The following is an 18,328-nucleotide window of genomic DNA, read 5'->3' as shown; positions in this document are numbered from 1 at the left end:
GTTAATCTTATATGGGCATTAAATCAGTTGTCTTATGTATACTAGATGGCTGGGGAAATGGAGTAGAAAGCAGTAAATATAATGCTATTAGCAACGCAAATCCACCCTGTTGGCAATATATTAGCTCTAATTATCCAAAATGCAGTTTGTCCGCCTGTGGAACTGATGTTGGGTTACCTGGTGGTCAAATAGGTAATTCAGAAGTTGGCCATATGAATATTGGCAGTGGTAGAGTAGTAATGCAAAGCCTTCAGCGCATTAATCAAGAAATTGGAACAATAGAAAACAATGCAAATCTACAAAGCTTTATTAGTAATCTAAAAAGTAAGAATGGAGTATGCCATCTGGTGGGATTAGTGTCAGATGGCGGTGTTCATTCGCATCAAAAGCATATTTCGACTTTAGCAAATAAAATATCACAGCATGGAATCAAAGTGGTGATACATGCATTTTTAGATGGCAGAGACACATTACCAAATTCAGGAAAAAAATGCATTCAAGAATTTATAAAGAGTATAAAGGGAAATGACATAAGAATTGCTACTGTTTCTGGGCGTTACTATGCTATGGACCGTGATAACAGGTGGGAGAGAACAATTGAAGCTTATGAGGCTATCGCATTTGCAAAGGCACCTCGTCATGATAATGCAGTATCGTTGATTGATGAAAATTATCAAAATAACATAACTGATGAGTTTGTCAGGCCCGCAGTAATAGGTGACTATCAAGGTATAAAACCAGAAGATGGAGTGCTGTTGGCTAACTTTCGTGCTGATCGAATGATACAATTAGCAAGTATTTTACTAAACCAATCAGGTGTCATTCCAGCGCGTGACGCTGGAATCTATGGTCAAACTACTCGTACGACAGAAGGTCGTAAACGAAAACCATTTTCTTTAATTCTAAGTATGATGAAGTATAAAGAAGATCTTAAAATTCCTTATATTTTTCCTCCTATATCTTTTGCTAACACTTTAGGACAAACAATAGAAGACAATAAATTGCAACAATTACGCATCGCCGAAACCGAAAAATACGCTCATGTGACTTTCTTTTTCAATTGTGGAAAAGAAGAACCTTTCTCTGGTGAAGAAAGAATACTCATTCCCTCACCAAAAGTTCAAACTTATGATTTGCAGCCCGAAATGTCAGCCTTTGAGCTCACAGAAAAGCTTGTAGAAAAAATTCACTCCCAAGAATTCGCACTGATAGTTGTAAATTACGCTAATCCTGATATGGTAGGGCATACAGGTAATATAAAAGCAGCCGAGAAAGCTGTGCTAGCTGTAGATGATTGTCTTGCGAAAGTGCTGAGTGCTGTTAAAAAGTCAAGCAACACTGCATTAATTGTTACTGCAGACCATGGTAATGTGGAATGTATGTTCGATGAAGAAAATAATACACCTCATACAGCGCACACTCTAAATAAAGTGCCATTTATTGTGTCTTGCGATAATCTAAAACTAAGAGACGGAAGATTATCTGATATCGCTCCCACTATTTTACAGCTACTTGGAATTAAGAAACCGGATGAAATGACAGGCAGTTCGTTGATTTCTTGCATTACCCTCTGTCATTCCAGCTAGGCAGCGTCATGCGCTGGCAAATAGATGTGTTTTAACTTAACCCAACTTTTAAATTTTTCGCTGTTAGTACTAATGATTCATTAAAGAAGCTGTCTATATCACCAATATTACCTATACTTTTTGTACTGATAGATTGGTCAATCCTTTTGACTAAATTAGATAAAACTTTATTAGGGCCAATTTCAACAAATTTGTTAATGCCACGGCTTGCCATATACAAAACCATTTCTCTCCATTTCACTCTGCTTATGACTTGTTTAGCAAGTAAAGCTTTTATAACTTTGGGATCACTCTCCTCTTTAGCTGTAACATTTGATATCAAAGGAACTATAGGACGGGTTATTTTAATACCCTCCAAAAATTCCAAAACTTTTTCATCAGCAGGTTTCATAAGAGATGAGTGAAAAGGTCCACTAACCTGTAACTTAACTAATCTCTTGATGTTCAAGTTCTTGAGCAAATCGGGTAATATTTCAAGACCCTCTCTAGTACCACTTATAACCACTTGTCCGCCACCGTTATCGTTTGCAATTTCACAAATTCCGTCAATTTGAACTGATTTCAATATATCTTCCACTTCATTTATCTCTGCTCCAAGCAACGCAACCATTCCCCCTTCACATTTCAAAGAAGCTTCATGCATTGCTTCGCTGCGAACTTTCAGCAGCTTGATTGCAGACTCAAGAGTCAATGCCCCTGCAGCACATAGCGCTGTATATTCACCGACTGAATGTCCACAAACATATTTAATTCCATAATTAGAAAAAAGAGATTCACCAAACACATGCTCGATAACGCGTAGCGTCGCGATTGACACTGCCATTATAGCTGGCTGAGCGTTTTCTGTAATGGTTAATTCTTCAATAGGACCGTTGAAGATTAAATGAGACAGCTTTCTACCCAATATGCTATCCACTTCATTAAATACTTGTCTTGCAACGGAAAACTCACTATATAAGCTCTTTCCCATTCCTACAAACTGAGAGCCCTGACCAGGGAAAGCAAAAATCATGATAACTATTATTTATTCCTTATTAAGTATAACATTTTATTTATTTTTTGTCAATATTTTAGAATAATGATTGACTTAGTGAATTAAGTTCACTAGAATATTAACTGACTAAAAGTTTATAAGCAACAATGGCAGAAATTGATTATCATAAGGTTACTATAGTCATGACAGATGGTCAAGAGTTTGAAACTCGTTCCACTTATGGAAAGGAAGGTGATAAGATAAAACTTGATAGGGATCCTCTCACTCACCCTGCATGGACTGGAAGTTTGACAAGCGGGTCAGCAAGTAAAACTAGCAAATTAGCTAAGTTTAACGATAAATATGGGGATATTTTCTAGTTTTTCGCTTCTTTTTCAGAGTGAAGCATGCATAAATACAAAAATATAGGCTATATCGCTTCTGAGTCACCAAAATCGCAGGAAGTATCTAAACTATTAAAGAAACTTAATTTTATCAATATAACAGAAGAAAATAAGTCCGAAATCGATCTATTGATAGTTGTTGGCGGTGATGGCTTTATGCTACGCACCTTGCATAATTACGTTATAGAAAACAAAAACACACACGTATACGGAGTAAACACTGGCAATGTTGGGTTTTTGATGAATAAATGCTTTAGCCGCAGTGAAGATTTAATTGATCATATAGAGCACGCAACTTCAACTCAGTTAACTTTACTAAAAATGGAAGCAACAGACACAAGTGGCAAGAAATACCACTATATAGCGGTAAACGAAGTATATGTTTTTAGGAAAGCAAACCAAATAGTAGAGATGAATATTACTATTAATGATAAACTAAAAGTAGAAAAATTTAGAGGGGATGGAGTAATATTATCTACTCCCACAGGCAGCACTGCATATAACTTCTCTGCCGGTGGCCCAATCTTGCCACTAAATTCAAACTTACTTGCACTGACCTCCATCAATAGCTATTACCCAAGGCATTGGAATGGAGCACTAATCTCAAATGATACGATCGTACAAATTGACATTAACGACACAAAAAATCGTCCAGCGCTTGTAGTATCAGATTACAAAGAGTTTCATAATATATCACAGATAAAAATACAAAAAGACCATGAGAACACAATCACTCTGCTTTTTGACAAAGACGACTCACTCAATGAAAGAATCTTTGATAGGCAATTTCTATACTAAATTTTTCATAATTATCCGTAAACTGGTATTTACTACATCTTAATAACTATAGCGTAATCAACACAACATAGTAATTAATTTTGGAGTAAATATGGGACCAGTAACGAATCTACCATCGTCTGAAGAGAATGCACTATTAATATTTGACTTTGATCAAACAATTACAAATAAGTCTATGTGCAATTTCTTTACATCCAAGGGATATGATGATTATGATTCTGGCAAAGAAAAAGCAGTAATTAAAGAAAAAATAGAAGAATTTTTACAAAAGGAAGGCTCGGGAATCAAAAATAAAGAAAAGCTAAGGTCTGTATTAGATTCTGCACTTTCAAGCGGAGTAGAAGTTGCTATTGTATCGTCTGCAAAATACATAAAAGCAGTAGAGTATGTAGTGAAAAATCATTTAGGCTTAACAGAAGAGCAGGCACAAGGTATTAAAGTAGTTGGAGGAACGACTAAGCGTCAAGATCCACTAAATTCAGCAGAAGTAGCTAAAAGAATGAATGAGCCTCAAGATCCACAAATTGGAAAACATCTATGTGTTTTATCTCTTTTAAAAGCATATAAGAAAGACAAAGGTATGTTACCGCAAAAAGTCATGTTAGTTGATGGTAATCAGCGGGGCATTAATCCTGCTGATGACTTTTATAAAAGCATCAAGGAAGGATTATTAGAAAAAGATATGAAGGGTCTCTTAGAAAATATAGATCAAGAAATAGCGGAAGTTGATATCAGGGAAGAGGAAATAAACAATATTGCATTTAAAGGGATTAATGTATCTAGTGAGCCAACAACAGGAACAGAAGGAGCAGCGGATGATGGTTATTTAGGCAAAGTAGAAAAATGGATTGGAGAACCTATACCGAATCCTCAGGATATTAAAAGTCCAGGTACGTTTCCAACTCCTCCACCATCGTATAAAAGCAAAGATGACTCTGAAGAGTCTTTGTCACTAAATTCTGATATAGGTAGCACAACAAATAAAAAAACAAACAGATCCTGGCCAAGAGCAAAATATGCCATGCAGCAGAAGGGCTTTATAATTTTTGGTGCAAGTGCTATTATACTTGGCACATCTGCAGCTTTATTATACTTACAAGATAAAGCAAAATTTATTGCATTTTTTACAAACAGCCCAAAATATATCACTATACCAGTTATCGCACTTGCTGCGTTGCTTGCAATTAGTCCAATACTTTTTGCAATAAGGCAATTTAGAGATACTGCAGAGCATAAAACTCAAGAAAAAAATGCGGATGGAATTTTAGATGAGGTGTTAAAGCATCAGCCAGAAAATAAAGCTATAAAATCTGTAAGATTAGAGTATAACAACAACACTCATTCAAATTTTATATTTAATGCTTGGGAATCTAAAAACGACTTCATTAACATTGATGAAAAAGTAATTAGTAGAACTAATAAAATAGAATCAGTAATTAACAATAGGCCACTATTTACTGCATTACTGACCGGTGTAGTTGCTGCAAATATAGCACTTCCTTTATTGCTGTACGCGGAAGGCGGTGTTAATAACGTACAAAAATTTTACCAAAACCCTTTGACTAATAACATAGGGTTATCATTGCTTATAGGCTCAGGTGTACTTGCATTATTAGTTGTATGTTTTGGCGTGCATTATTATAACAAAACAAATTGCACTAACCTTATATATTCTCAGGAAAAGATTAACACTGAAAGCGTTAACAAGAAATTCATTGAAGAAATAAAACAAGAAAGAACAGAGGTTCTTGGAGAAAACCACAGTAAAGATGCTAAACGCAGCAGCTTAACGCTTGAGCAAGTTGTAGTCCAATCTCATAATTGTAAGGATGTTGTTTATAGTGTCGGTTAATAAAATGCATGATATAGCTAGTGCAACCCTACGTCATACCGCCGCAGAATAATTAACCGTCATACCGCCGCGGTATCTCAGCCGCTAACAAGAGATCCCGCTAACACGTAGCGGGATACTTAACCATCGTCTACACCGTCATACCGCCTCGGTATCTCAGCCGCTAACAAGAGATCCCGCTAACACGTAGCGGGATGACGAATATACCGTCGCGGTATCTCTTAGCCGCTAACAAGTAGCGGGATACTTAACCATCATCTACACCGTCATACCGCGATTCATTCGCGGTATCTCGCTAACACGTAGCGGGATGACAGCAGTCCTACATCATATCGTCACGGTATCTCTTGGCCGCTAACAAGCAGCGGGATGACGGTTGTCGTTTAGCTACAAACGTTAAGAAATTTACTAAACGAAAAAAAAGGCAAAAGAAGCCCTAGTCATTGTCTATTTTCAGTATTGGCGTTTTTTAAGCCTTAAACACTGCAATTTAGCTGCTTTTAAATGCAACTAACCTTAGTTTAAATGTTTAAGAAATTTACTAAGCAGAAAAAAAGGCAAAAGAAACCCCGTGGTAATTAGTGTTCACTCCCTAATCCTGCAAATTGGCGTACTATACTGTCTTAAACGACTTATAAGCGCGTTTCAGCTTATATAGGTAAAAACCTAGAAATATTGTGAAGACATAAGGTGCACATAGTGCAAAAAATTAAAAATAAGACGCCAACTACGTTGTTTTCTTGCTGTTTAATCTGCACAGATGAAGATAACTGAATACCTTCAGTTTCATGATAAGGGGGCTGGCGAAGGGTGTCAAGTAAGTTTTTCTTTTCCGTGAATTCCCTTTGAAGTCGAGTATTGAAAATTGACTGGAGAGTTGTGGATTACTTTGTATATGTCATAACAAGCCATGGCACTCTCGGCAAAACCACTTAGTATCAACTTGAGTTTGCCTGGATAAGTAGCTATATCTCCGATTGCATATATTCTATCTCTACTGGTTCTAAGTGTAGCTGGGTCGACAATTATGCGGCCATGTTCTAACTCTATACCCCAACTGTTTATTGGACCAAGATTCATTGACAATCCAAAAAATGGCAGCAAAGAATCAGCGGATATTTCTTTTTCTTCCTTAGAGGCAATGTTTTTTACTATCACTGCGCTCAACTGCCCATTACCTCCTGCTAGTTCGTGTAATTGATATGGCACTACCAGTTCTATCTTTCCATCATTTTCAAGTGATTCTAATTTATTTCTAGTTTCAGGAGTGCAGCGAAATTCCTTTCTTCTATGTATCACATAAATTTTCTTTGCAACTTTAGAAAGTTCTACAGTCCAATCAGCTGCAGAATCACCCCCCCCTGCAATGACTATAGTTTTGTCCTGAAAATCAGAAATTTTATTTACACTGTAAAATACAGATTGATTTTCATATTTTAATATACCACTTAAGGGTGGACGGTTAGGTTCAAACATTCCGTTACCTGCAGCAACAATAACAGCCTTACATTTTACCTCTGTACCTGTGTTAGTTATGATAGTAAAGCTTTGATCACAGTTATTCGAAATCTTTTCCACTTTTTGACTTAAATGGTAAACAGGCTCAAATGGTGAAGCTTGCTCCATTAATTGCTCAATTAATTTTTGGGCAGTAATTACAGGATAACCAGGTATATCATATATTGGCTTTTCTGGGTAAAGAGCTGTGCATTGTCCTCCTGCTTGATCCAAAACATCTATTATATGACATCTCATATCAAGCATTCCCGCTTGAAAAGCAGTGAATATTCCAATAGGCCCTGCACCTATTATTACTATATCGGTTTTCATATTCAGATGGTAATCTATTTATAGATATTAGCTTTCTTCGCTAATAAGGTCAATTTACAAAGGGATGTATTTTTAAAAGATGTGGCTAGATTAGATAAGATTTCCAGCGTTATGAACCACATAGTCCAAATAAGCTCTAAAAATCAGCTAACATCGCGGGATGCTGTGCGGACGGAATGGGATTCGAACCCATGGTACGCTCATCACGTACGTCAGTTTTCAAGACTGGTGCCTTAAACCGCTCGGCCATCCGTCCATTTCTTTTCTATCACAACATTTGATTTTAAGCAATCTATAAAAGCTTTACTTGCCCACGCAAAAGTTGCTAAACACACTACTCAATATTTCCTCAACATTAATAATTCCAATCACCGCACCAAGTTCAAATGCAGCAAGCCTCAAATCTTCAGATATCAACTCAATTGGATTATCGATATTAAAACGTTGTAAATGTTCCAGTGCTTTCTGCATGTGACTCCTATGTCTTTGCCGAGTAATCACAGGAGTGTCTCTATCATGCCCAAATTTTTCCTCTGCCTTCTTTTTTATGAGAGAGATCAACTTGTTTGTACCTATTCCCTTTAAAATAGAAATAGGTAGAAAATCTACATCGCCAATCAGTATATTTCTGTCATTAATTGCATCGTCAGCTTTGCTCAATACATAAATAGTATCGCTATTTACAACGTTGCAATTGATATTATAACGTTGTTCAAAAGGAAATAGTTCTATTCTTAGATCAGCTTCAAAAGACCTCTTTTTTGCTCGACTTATGCCTTCTGATTCTATCGGGTCTGAACTCTCACGAATTCCAGCAGTATCAGAGAGAATGATTGGGTATCCGCCAATGTCAATATGAGCTTCAAGCACGTCTCTTGTTGTGCCTGCATATTCAGAAACAATAGCAATATCACGCTTGGCTAAGAAATTAAATAGAGTTGATTTACCGACATTTGGTTCACCAGTTATTACAATATGTAAACCCTCACGCAACCTTTCGCCCCGTCTATTATCATTTAAATGCTCTTGTATCAACTGCACGAGAGATTGCACTTCATTATTAATTTTTTTCAATTCACTTTTTTCTGCCCAAATGTCCTCTGGAAAGTCTATATATGCTTCGATTTTGGATTGTATCGTTATTAATCTTTGCCTCCAATTGCTGTATAGTCTCTCCAATTCTCCCGATATCTGCTTAATCGCTTGTTTAGCTTGCATTTTCGTCTCAGCATCAATTAAGTCTGCAATCCCTTCTATTTGCGTTAAGTCAAATTTACTATTTAGAAAAGCCCTAAGTGAGAATTCTCCAGGCTTGGCCATAACGAAAATTTTTGATAATTCCTCTAAGATGATTTTTATGACTGCCTTGCTTCCATGCACTTGTAACTCTATAACGTTCTCGCCAGTGAAACTGTTTGGAGCAGGGAAATAGATGATTATTCCATTATCTATCAATTGATTGGAATCATCATATAGATCAACTAAAGTAGCAAATCTTGGTTTAATTTCTTTCTTAATATGAAAATGATTTAAAGCTTTAAGCGCGTAGTTGCCTGAAATTCTGATTACTGCAACTCCTGACTTACCCAATACGGTCGATAAAGCGAAAATAGTTTCATTTGTGTTTGTCATTATTTATATAAACTACTTAGCAATATTACACTTAAGAAACCAAAATACCTAATTTGAAAATATTCAAAATTTTTATCTATCTTGCTAGTTTATAGTAATATCATGTTAATAAATACATTATATAAAAAACTGCAAAGGTCACTCAGGTGAAAATATTTATTTTGAAAACTGATAATATGATTTATAATTATCAACATAGGTTTTAAATATTTTATGCTCAAGAAATTAGCTTGGTATTGGTCTTTTATAGAGTTAATTAAAGGGTTTGTTATTACATTAAAATATATGTTTAAGCCAAAGGTTACTTTGAGGTATCCTATGGAGAAGGGCCCTTTAAGTCCAAGGTTTCGTGGTGAGCATGCGTTGCGTAGGTATCCAAACGGTGAAGAACGATGCATAGCTTGTAAATTATGCGAAGTTATCTGCCCTGCTCAAGCAATAGTTATTGAAGCAGAGGAAAGAGAAGACGGTAGTCGTCGCACCACGCGCTATGATATTGATATGACAAAATGCATATACTGCGGACTTTGCCAAGAGGCATGTCCAGTTGATGCAATTGTGGAGGGTCCTAACTTTGAATTTGCTACTGAAACAAGAGAGGAGCTAATGTACAATAAAGAAAAGTTATTGCGTAATGGTGAAGTTTGGGAAGACGCAATTGCACTCAGGTTAAAAAAGAATAGACCGTACTACTGATGTTAAAAATTTATAGCTTTCAAATCATTCCTCTGTTACCCAGGTGCTGTTTTTCTGTCATTTCAGTGTTCCTTTTTTTGTCATCCCAGTGCGTGACACTGGGATCCAGGTATAAAAATATTTGTAAATTGTGCAATGGACAACAGATTTTAGGAGCATACGTTAAACTAATTTCCATTATAAAAATAAGATGGATCCCAGTGTCACGCACTGGGATGACAAAGAGAGGGTTAGACAAAAGGGTCGATAAATGATTAAAATTACTTTTCCAGCTGAAAAAAGAATAGAAGAATATGACGATAAAGTCACTGGCTTTGATATATTACAACTGGATGCTTTGAAAGAAGCAGTTGCATTGAAAGTAAACGGTGAGTTGTATGATCTCTCACGTGAAATTGAATCTGATACAGAGATAGAGGTGATACAACTGAGTGACGAAGTGGGTTTGGACATAATAAGGCACGATGCTGCTCATATAATGGCGCAGGCAGTGAAAGAGCTATTTCCTAATACTCAGATTACTATTGGCCCAACAATTCAGGACGGTTTTTACTATGATTTTGCTACAGATCGTACCTTCACTACGGATGATCTTGCTGCAATAGAAAAGAAAATGAAAGAGATTGTAAAAAGTAATCACAGATTTGTTCGAGAGGTTTGGACTCGCAAGCAGGCAGTTGATTTCTTTAGTGGTATAGGCGAAAAATATAAGGTTGAAATTATATCCTCTATACCAGAGAGTGAAAACCTAACTGTTTATAGACAAGGCGATTTTGTTGACTTATGCCGCGGTCCACATTCTCCTTCAACTGGCAGAGTCAAAGCGTTTAAGCTTATGAAAGTTGCAGGAGCATACTGGCGTGGTGATTCTAAGGGTCCAATGTTACAGCGAATATATGGCACCGCATGGAGAAATAAGGATGAATTAAACGCTTACCTTGAGTGTCTCAAAGAAGCAGAAAAACGTGATCACCGCAAAATTGCTAAGGATATGGATTTATTTCACATCCAAGAGGAAGCTGTCGGGCAGGTTTTTTGGCATGAACAAGGATATACTCTATATAATGTTCTTGAGTCTTATATAAGAAAGAAATTGATAAATAATGGCTATTTTGAAGTAAAAACTCCTATTTTGGTAAGTAAAGAACTGTGGGAAAAGTCGGGACATTGGGATAAATTTCGTGAAAATATGTTCATTGTTGATGAATCTGAAAGCAAAAAGCTAGCAATAAAACCTATGAATTGTCCTTGTCATGTGCAGATTTTTAATTCTCACACGAGAAGCTATCGTGATCTACCAATACGTATGGCAGAGTTTGGTACATGCCATAGAAATGAAAGCTCAGGCTCATTGCACGGACTGATGCGAGTGCGTGGTTTTACGCAAGACGATGCACACATTTTTTGTATGGAAGAACAAGTAAATTCTGAAACTGTAAAGTTTTGTGACCTTTTAAAAGAAGTATATTCAGAGCTTGGATTCAATGAAATTTCTGTGAAATTTTCAGACCGTCCAGATATTAGAGCCGGTAATGATGAAGTGTGGGATAGAGCTGAAAAAGCGCTGCTTGAAGCCGTTAAAGAAGCGGGCTTGAGTTATGAACTGAGCCCTGGTGAAGGTGCATTTTATGGTCCAAAGTTAGAGTTCGTTTTGAAAGACGCAATAGGCAGAAATTGGCAATGTGGAACATTACAAGTTGATTTCATTTTACCAGAACGTCTGGGAGCTTTTTATATAGGGGCAGATGGGCACAAGCATCACCCTGTCATGTTACATAGGGCAATTCTTGGGACTTTTGAGCGTTTTATCGGAATTTTGATAGAAAATTATGCAGGAAAATTTCCAGTTTGGCTTGCTCCAACGCAACTTGCTATTCTGACCATTACAAATGAAGCTGACGGTTACGCCACAGAAATTAGCAATATTTTAAAAGAACAAGGTGTGAGAGTCAAGACTGATTTGACCAATGAAAAAATTAGTTATAAGATACGTTTGCATAGTTCAAACAAGGTTCCTATATTATGGATTATAGGCAAAAATGAAGTTACAAGTAAAACTGTGTCAGTGAGAAATTTAGGATCAGAAAGACAGGAGTCTTTTTCTTTGGAAAAGGCTACTGAATCGCTGTTAAAAAGTGTTAATTTGAATTAAGGGAGTTAAAGTTTGCAAATAAAAAAGAACAATAAAAATAGAATTAATGAACTCATCACAGCTAAGGAGGTACTCTTAGTTGATCACAGTGGTGAAATGGTCGGAATTGTGCCAATAGAACAAGCTTTGGCATCTGCTCAGAATGTCGGTTTAGACTTGGTGGAAATTGCACCTGATTCAACTCCTCCAGTATGTAAAGTTCTGGATTACAGCAGACAAAAATATGATGCAAAAAAGAAGGCAAGTGAAGCAAAAAAGAAACAAAAAGCATTAACTATAAAAGAAGTTAAACTGGGTCCCAATATTGGTGATCACGACTACGAAACAAAATTGCGTCAAACAATGGATTTTCTTGTGCATGGACATAAAATTAAAGTTACAATGAGATTTAGAGGGAGAGAGCTTATAAACACTGAAGTTGGACTGGAAAAATTAGAACGGCTAATTAGAGACACTGAAGATATTGCAAAGGTAGAATTAGCACCTAAAAGAGAAGGAAATCAATATTTTTTAACTTTGGTTGCTAAGTAGCAAAACGGCTTAAGAAGTATAAGTAGAGTTAAATTATCGCTCTCTCTTTGATAACATGGCGAAAATGTCTTATTAATCCTTGAATCGGCCAAGCTGCAGCATCACCAAGCGCGCAAATTGTATGTCCTTCTATTTGAGTTGTAAGGTCAAGCAGCTTATCTATTTCATCAGGCTTAATATCTCCTGCCACCATCCTCTTCATAATCCTCCACATCCATCCAGTACCTTCACGGCATGGTGTGCATTGTCCACAGGACTCATGCATGTAAAAGTGTGATAACCTCTCTATTGCAGCTATTATATCAGTTGATTTATCCATCACTATTACAGCAGCAGTACCAAGCCCTGATTGTGCGGTTCTTAATGAATCAAAATCCATTTCAATAGTATCGCATATAGATTTTGGAATTAATGGCACTGAAGACCCACCAGGTATTACAGCAAGTAAATTATCCCAACCCCCTCGCACTCCACCTGCGTATTTTTCAATCAATTCACGTAGTGGAATTCCGAGCTCTTCTTCAACATTACACGGGTTGTTTACATGTCCTGAAATACAAAAAATCTTAGTACCAGTATTATTTGGTTTACCAAGAGATGCAAACCATTCTCCTCCGCGATTTAGAATATCTGGAACCATGGCTATAGTTTCAACGTTGTTTATTGTGGTTGGACAGCCAAAAAGTCCAACACCTGCGGGAAATGGAGGTTTCATGCGAGGAAAGCCCTTTTTTCCTTCAATTGATTCGAGTTGAGCTGTTTCTTCCCCACATATGTAAGCTCCTGCACCCCTATGGATAAACACATCAAGATCATAACCTGATTTGCAGGCATTTTTTCCAATTAAGTTTTCTTTATAGGCTTCCTCAAGTGCTTTTTTTAGAACTAAATATTCATTATAAAATTCACCCCTGATATAAATATACGCAACTGATGCGCTGATCGCTTTGCCGGCTAGGAGAATTCCCTCAAGTAACTTATGTGGCTCATATCGCAATATATCTCTATCTTTACATGTACCAGGTTCTGACTCATCTGCATTGACTACTAAATATGCTTTTGGGAGATTTTTGGGCATAAAGCTCCACTTAAGGCCGGTGGAAAATCCTGCACCCCCTCGACCTCTCAAACCAGATTTCTTTACTTCATCAATGATCTTTTCTGATCCTAAATCTAGTAACTCCTTTGTTTTTTGCCAGCTACCACGTTTTTTTGCACCCTTAAGTAGTGGAGTTTCTTTACCATTTAGGTTGGTGAATATTTTGTCTTGTTCTTTTAGCATGTTTTTCAAAATTTGTGAGTGATCCCGACGCGATTCGAACGCGTGACCCACTGATTAAAAGTCAGTTGCTCTACCGGCTGAGCTACGGGATCATTTCATTTTTCAGCTATACTAAACATCAATACAGTTTTTATCCGTTTTAATCAAACTAAAATTTTCATGTGTGGTTAAATAAATTATATAATATACTGCGTTAGTGATAATTTAGTTAAAAAATCTATGGATAATTTAAAAAATTTTTAAAGGAAAACTTCTTGTTAATTTTCAGTTCACAGATTTATTTGGATGGTGTGAAGTATAACGCTAAGGAGATAAGAAAAATAGAAAACTGTATATACCCTGCAGAATTTGTGCACTATTATAATGCTTAGCAATAGCCTATAGCTAACACGTCACACTGCTGCAGATAGATTCCGCTAACACGCAGCGGAATGACGGTTTTTCAAATTGTCAGTAAATCTAAGTCAGTTTAGCTATAACAGATAAATATTTCTTGCATTTCAGCCTGAGTGATTTATGCTTTAAGCAAGAATTGGGGGCATAGCTCAGCTGGTAGAGCATCTGTTTTGCACGCAGAAGGTCAGCGGTTCGATCCCGCTTGCCTCCACCAATATAGGTTCTAGCATATCATAAAGTCAGCTTATTTTAGCCCATTAGTATTTTATACTAGTTCCCTAAAAAATCCCTCTTTCTGTAACTTTTCTTTATGCAAGTAATGTTTTTTATTATAATTCTAATATATACCAATTTAATAATAAATTAATCAATAAATGTTAGAATACTAACAGTTAATTTATTGGTAATGCCTATGAGTGGAAAAAAGCATGTTTTTAAGATGGTACCTGAAAAGTCTCTTGTGATAAGCGAAGGAATGACATGCTATCCAGGCAAAAATGTTTGTTTAGGAACCTCTTTTTCTGGCAGAGATAATGCTGATGTGAGTAGACCATACAAAATTGCTAAACTTGCTTTTATACCGCTGAATGATAAAAGTGAAGAGGTGCTAACACTAAACGTAAACTTCTGTCAATTTCATAACGGAATGTATACTTGTCTTAATGAATCGGGACAAAGTCTGAACGCTAATAACTGGTATAACCGAGATGCCACTAATAATTCTCTTATATACCTTAATGATCAGCTAGTAAACGTAGTAACTAGTGTAGGAGATAACAGTGAAAGATACAGTAGTGTGGATTTTCTTGCACAAGCTGTATCGTATCAATACGTAACGCGAGACGAAAGTGGTAAATACTATTTCTCAGATAAAAAAGGAAATATTATCGATTCACCTTACAATACAGCGCTGCAAAAAAACGTAGCACCTTGTAATGCAGGGGAAATAAAGGAAATAGTGAATAATATGTTACTTGATATACCTATTCAACTGCAAAAAATAATTTTTGAACTGAATTCAAATCAACTCCAGATTTTAGCACAGAATTTAACGAATGAGCAGCTGCAAAAAATAATTCCTGAACTAAATTCAAACCAGTTGCAGGTCTTAGCAGAGAACTTAATGGATGAACAACTCCAAGCTTTAGTGGATCATCTAACCAATCACCAGCTAAAAACCCTTGCTCAGGAACTAAATCCAGAAAAGTTACAAATAATTGTTCCTCTTTTAGATAAAAATCAGCTTACAAACCTAGTGAAAGACTTAAATCTAGACCAAGTAAAAGAAATTTTCCCTCACCTTAAAATGAATCAGTTTCTGGAGGCTATCAAGACAATAAGCAATGATCAGTTTGTAGAACTAATAAAAGATGCAGATGAGAAAAGTATAAACACTATTTTGGACGAAACGTTGAAAAATCGACTTCCAGCCCTAGTACACAATTTAGAAGGAGATAGATTACATGATTTAATTAATAAGCTAGACCACAAGAAACTTGCAATAGTAGCTCGAGATTTAACTGATCCTAATAAGATTCAGATTATCATTAAGTCTTTAGTTGATAACCCAGACAAACTTCAAGCTTTTGCTCGCAATATGTCTAATGAGCAGTTTAAAGAACTTTTGGATAACATAGGCGCAGAAGAGCTTAAAGACATCATTCACAAACTGCCTTATGAGAAAGTGACAGCTGTGATTGGTGATCTCAGCAATCAAGATCAGTCTAAAGCTATTATTGATGCATTAAAAGAGAAGTTTGATGAACAAAACAAGAAACAAGAGGAAATGAAAGAAAAACTTGAAGAACTTAAGGAATTGCTGGAAGGTGATGATATAGTTAACCCCAATCAATTTAGCTATCAACATTCTTCTGTAGTAAATGAAGAGTATTACCTTAACAGTAATGATGCTTATACTGTTCAGGATTACTCCATATCTGTTTAGCAGATTACAGAAGATAATGAATAACATTATTTTTAATATTATTATTTAAGGAGTTAATAAACATGAATAATTCAACAGAAGATAAAAAATTTAATGTGGAGTTAATTGAGGCACCATTAAAAGAGATAACAGGAACTAAAGGGATGGTAAAAGCTGACACATTTGTAGAATCAGTCAATCCCATAATAAAACATATCAATAATGTAGTAAGCCAAACCACACAGCACTTATCTACAATAAAGAAGGAAATTGGTGATAAAGATTCAGGTTTAATTGGGAAAATCGATAAATTGAGAGATGAAGTAGATTCATTCACGGATTCTGACATAACAAATCCCAACACCTTTTTTTCTCCAGAGTTAAATCCACTAGGATAGAAAATAGCTAATAATTAGCAAAAATAAGAAAAAGTAATAGCCCAGTGGGCTATTACTTTTTTCACATACCATTTCAAGGTAACTAGTTAGTTTTAAATTCTAATTTTTTATAGGAGTTAATATGAGTAATTACAGTGTAAAAGAAAGCGAAAGCAACTTTGGAGTAACAAGCAGAATGAGCGGTACCAATCGTAGAATAATAAATGACATAGAGGTCAAAATTAAGCCTAAATCTTTTGAAGGCAATAAAGAAAAGAATGCGTCGGTCGATTACGTCCACAAAATTCTAGATAAACTAGTCAAAGATTTAAATGACACATTTGTTCCTAAATTGAATGACGTGTTGAAAGGTCATCAAGATTATATGGATGAATTGTATGATAATTCAAATAGGGTTGAAGAGCTAGTTATGGATAATAAGAAGGATCTTAAATTTTTGAAAGAAAACTTTGACAACCTAAATGAAGAGGTTGGAAAATTAAAAACAGGAACAACTGGTGGTGATAACATAGATGAATGGGAAGCGCCAACTCACTCTGATATATTATAGTAGTTAGGAAAGTAACAGCTTGCTAGCAGGCTGTTACTCTCTCTACATATCGTTTCAATACAGCTGAATTAGGGAATCTATTTTAAAACTTTCGGCATATAGTTCTCATCATGTTTTGCAAACACTGTATCTGCAAGAAAAGTACTATTATCAAACATTTTACCTTGCACAACAACACCACTTTTTTCTGAAAACATTGGTGGAAGTATTCCCTGATATTTCACCATAACGCTCTTATTAAAATCTGTTATTTGAAAAATCACTTCGCTTTCGCTCCGTATCACACTATTTTCAACAACCATTCCACCAACACGGATTGGCTTTTGATTATTTGGTAAAACTATTGCCTCACTTACTGTATAGAAAAATGAGATATTTTCTTTGAGCGTTGTTAAAATAAAAAAAACTGCACAACTTAAAAAGCAGAAAATTCCTGAAGTTATAAGTAATCGCTTATGTTTCTTCTTCATTATTACTTTTAAGGCTTTCTAAGATTTTTTTACTTTTAATATAGCAAGAAATGGTAAAAATTAGCTCTCCAGCAATCAGCGTGAAACTAATAAGGTAAGCAAAAATTACATATGTATTCATAATGCATTATCAATAAATAACTCACCTGCATCAAAATAAATTAAGCTTCCATCCTTTTGCTGCAACACCAATTTACCACTTTTATCTATATCAGCAAAAATTCCTTCATACAATTTGTCAGCTAACTTTACACTGATTTGCTCATTCATTTTGAATGCTTTTTTTAACCACATTTCTCTTATAGCATAAAACCCATCAAATAGCCATTGCTTTCTTAGCTTATTAAAATTTATTATTAATTCCTTTAACAGATCCATGTTAGACACAGATTCACCGTAATTGCTAATGCACGTTGTTCCTGGAAGTGGTGCATGATTGACATTAATTCCAATTCCTATAATGAGCCAATTCGAATTGGATCTTTTTTCAAGCAATATTCCACTTATTTTCTTGCCATCGATTAGAATGTCATTTGGCCATTTATGTTGAACGTTACTGTCACTTATAAATGATAGTAACGTGTTGCCAACAGCAAGAGCAGTAACAAAAGTCAATTCTGTCAATTTGCTGACATCCGTTTCTTGGTTAATTATCAAACTCGCATAGAGATTACCCTCTGGAGAAATCCAGCTTTTTCCAGTGCGTCCCCTACCTTCTGTTTGTTTATCAGCAATAATGACAGTTTCATTTGATATTCCTTTATCAATTAAATCTAACGCTTCTTCGTTAGTGCTTGAAACTTCTTTGTAATGATGAATATGAAAGCCCTTAGGGATCACCTTGTCAGCCCTTT

At 35.8% G+C, this 18,328-nt stretch carries 18 protein-coding genes and 3 tRNA genes; 12 read left to right on the top strand and 9 right to left on the bottom strand.

The window, feature by feature from the left end; genetic code table 11:
- The first annotated feature begins 11 nt into the window (after positions 1–11).
- Positions 12–1,586 (top strand): 2,3-bisphosphoglycerate-independent phosphoglycerate mutase, encoded by a 1,575-nt coding sequence (gene gpmI / locus ACFZP3_RS04975; protein ID WP_386086976.1) that lies wholly within the window; start codon positions 12–14, stop codon positions 1,584–1,586.
- 31 nt (positions 1,587–1,617) lie between these two features.
- Here the strand turns inward: gpmI and fabD are convergent, their stop codons facing one another.
- Positions 1,618–2,598, bottom strand: a complete 981-nt coding sequence (fabD, locus tag ACFZP3_RS04970; protein ID WP_253309450.1) for an ACP S-malonyltransferase — start codon at positions 2,596–2,598, stop codon at positions 1,618–1,620.
- A gap of 128 nt (positions 2,599–2,726) precedes the next feature.
- Here fabD and rpmE point away from each other — a divergent pair, with 128 nt between their 5' ends.
- The 3 genes from rpmE to ACFZP3_RS04955 all read left to right on the top strand — a co-directional run bounded on the left by rpmE (position 2,727) and on the right by ACFZP3_RS04955 (position 5,613).
- Entirely contained in the window at positions 2,727–2,939 is a 213-nt protein-coding gene (rpmE, locus tag ACFZP3_RS04965) for a 50S ribosomal protein L31 (protein WP_253309449.1), read from the top strand.
- Between the two features lie 27 nt (positions 2,940–2,966).
- Positions 2,967–3,761: an NAD kinase gene (locus ACFZP3_RS04960; RefSeq protein ID WP_264688435.1), complete on the top strand. Its 795-nt coding sequence runs from the start codon at positions 2,967–2,969 to the stop codon at positions 3,759–3,761.
- A gap of 91 nt (positions 3,762–3,852) precedes the next feature.
- Positions 3,853–5,613 (top strand): hypothetical protein, encoded by a 1,761-nt coding sequence (locus ACFZP3_RS04955; protein WP_386086975.1) that lies wholly within the window; start codon positions 3,853–3,855, stop codon positions 5,611–5,613.
- Between the two features lie 813 nt (positions 5,614–6,426).
- Here the strand turns inward: ACFZP3_RS04955 and ACFZP3_RS04950 are convergent.
- The 3 genes from ACFZP3_RS04950 to mnmE all read right to left on the bottom strand — a co-directional run bounded on the left by ACFZP3_RS04950 (position 6,427) and on the right by mnmE (position 9,075).
- Positions 6,427–7,443, bottom strand: coding sequence for an NAD(P)/FAD-dependent oxidoreductase (locus tag ACFZP3_RS04950; RefSeq protein WP_386086974.1), 1,017 nt, complete (start codon positions 7,441–7,443; stop codon positions 6,427–6,429).
- Between the two features lie 168 nt (positions 7,444–7,611).
- Positions 7,612–7,699, bottom strand: a tRNA-Ser gene (locus ACFZP3_RS04945).
- Positions 7,700–7,746: 47 nt separating this feature from the next.
- Positions 7,747–9,075, bottom strand: a complete 1,329-nt coding sequence (gene mnmE / locus ACFZP3_RS04940) for a tRNA uridine-5-carboxymethylaminomethyl(34) synthesis GTPase MnmE (RefSeq protein ID WP_264688437.1) — start codon at positions 9,073–9,075, stop codon at positions 7,747–7,749.
- Positions 9,076–9,288: 213 nt separating this feature from the next.
- On the opposite strand from mnmE, the gene nuoI reads away from it, so the two are divergent.
- The 4 genes from nuoI (at position 9,289) to infC (ending at position 12,454) form a co-directional block, all read left to right on the top strand.
- Complete coding sequence (nuoI, locus tag ACFZP3_RS04935; RefSeq protein ID WP_386086973.1) at positions 9,289–9,771, top strand: NADH-quinone oxidoreductase subunit NuoI; 483 nt, start codon at positions 9,289–9,291, stop codon at positions 9,769–9,771.
- 65 nt (positions 9,772–9,836) lie between these two features.
- Positions 9,837–10,025 (top strand): hypothetical protein, encoded by a 189-nt coding sequence (locus ACFZP3_RS04930; RefSeq protein ID WP_187297136.1) that lies wholly within the window; start codon positions 9,837–9,839, stop codon positions 10,023–10,025.
- Positions 10,022–11,923: a threonine--tRNA ligase gene (gene thrS, locus ACFZP3_RS04925; protein ID WP_253309443.1), complete on the top strand. Its 1,902-nt coding sequence runs from the start codon at positions 10,022–10,024 to the stop codon at positions 11,921–11,923. Before ACFZP3_RS04930 ends, thrS begins: the two co-directional genes overlap by 4 nt.
- 12 nt (positions 11,924–11,935) lie before the next feature.
- Complete coding sequence (gene infC, locus ACFZP3_RS04920) at positions 11,936–12,454, top strand: translation initiation factor IF-3 (protein WP_386086972.1); 519 nt, start codon at positions 11,936–11,938, stop codon at positions 12,452–12,454.
- A gap of 28 nt (positions 12,455–12,482) precedes the next feature.
- Here the strand turns inward: infC and nuoF are convergent, their stop codons facing one another.
- Positions 12,483–13,736 carry an NADH-quinone oxidoreductase subunit NuoF gene (nuoF, locus tag ACFZP3_RS04915; RefSeq protein WP_253309962.1) on the bottom strand — a complete coding sequence of 418 codons (1,254 nt, stop codon included), beginning with the start codon at positions 13,734–13,736 and terminating at the stop codon, positions 12,483–12,485.
- A gap of 19 nt (positions 13,737–13,755) precedes the next feature.
- Positions 13,756–13,828 (bottom strand) — tRNA-Lys (locus ACFZP3_RS04910).
- Between the two features lie 442 nt (positions 13,829–14,270).
- Between ACFZP3_RS04910 and ACFZP3_RS04905 the strand changes: the two genes are divergently transcribed.
- The 4 genes from ACFZP3_RS04905 (at position 14,271) to ACFZP3_RS04890 (ending at position 17,004) form a co-directional block, all read left to right on the top strand.
- Positions 14,271–14,346 (top strand) — tRNA-Ala (locus ACFZP3_RS04905).
- Between the two features lie 192 nt (positions 14,347–14,538).
- Positions 14,539–16,077, top strand: coding sequence for an MgtE intracellular N domain protein (locus ACFZP3_RS04900; RefSeq protein ID WP_386086971.1), 1,539 nt, complete (start codon positions 14,539–14,541; stop codon positions 16,075–16,077).
- 62 nt (positions 16,078–16,139) lie between these two features.
- Positions 16,140–16,454 (top strand): hypothetical protein, encoded by a 315-nt coding sequence (locus ACFZP3_RS04895; protein WP_253309440.1) that lies wholly within the window; start codon positions 16,140–16,142, stop codon positions 16,452–16,454.
- A 121-nt stretch (positions 16,455–16,575) separates the two neighbouring features.
- Complete coding sequence (locus ACFZP3_RS04890) at positions 16,576–17,004, top strand: hypothetical protein (RefSeq protein WP_253309439.1); 429 nt, start codon at positions 16,576–16,578, stop codon at positions 17,002–17,004.
- 77 nt (positions 17,005–17,081) lie between these two features.
- Here ACFZP3_RS04890 and ccmE read toward each other — a convergent pair whose 3' ends face one another.
- The 3 genes from ccmE to ACFZP3_RS04875 are packed head-to-tail and all read right to left on the bottom strand — an operon-like array spanning position 17,082 to position 18,314.
- Positions 17,082–17,474 (bottom strand): cytochrome c maturation protein CcmE, encoded by a 393-nt coding sequence (gene ccmE / locus ACFZP3_RS04885; protein WP_386086970.1) that lies wholly within the window; start codon positions 17,472–17,474, stop codon positions 17,082–17,084.
- The gene (locus tag ACFZP3_RS04880; protein ID WP_253309437.1) at positions 17,458–17,595 is read right to left on the bottom strand and encodes a hypothetical protein; all 138 of its coding nucleotides are present in this window, start codon (positions 17,593–17,595) and stop codon (positions 17,458–17,460) included. The genes ccmE and ACFZP3_RS04880 overlap by 17 nt, the downstream gene beginning before the upstream one ends.
- Complete coding sequence (locus tag ACFZP3_RS04875; RefSeq protein ID WP_253309436.1) at positions 17,592–18,314, bottom strand: biotin--[acetyl-CoA-carboxylase] ligase; 723 nt, start codon at positions 18,312–18,314, stop codon at positions 17,592–17,594. Before ACFZP3_RS04875 ends, ACFZP3_RS04880 begins: the two co-directional genes overlap by 4 nt.
- Positions 18,315–18,328: the final 14 nt, after the last annotated feature.

It is taken from the genome of Wolbachia endosymbiont (group A) of Norellia spinipes, from assembly GCF_964273535.1.
Note: the sequence above shows the minus strand (reverse complement) of the source record. Positions and strands in the feature narration are given on the sequence as shown.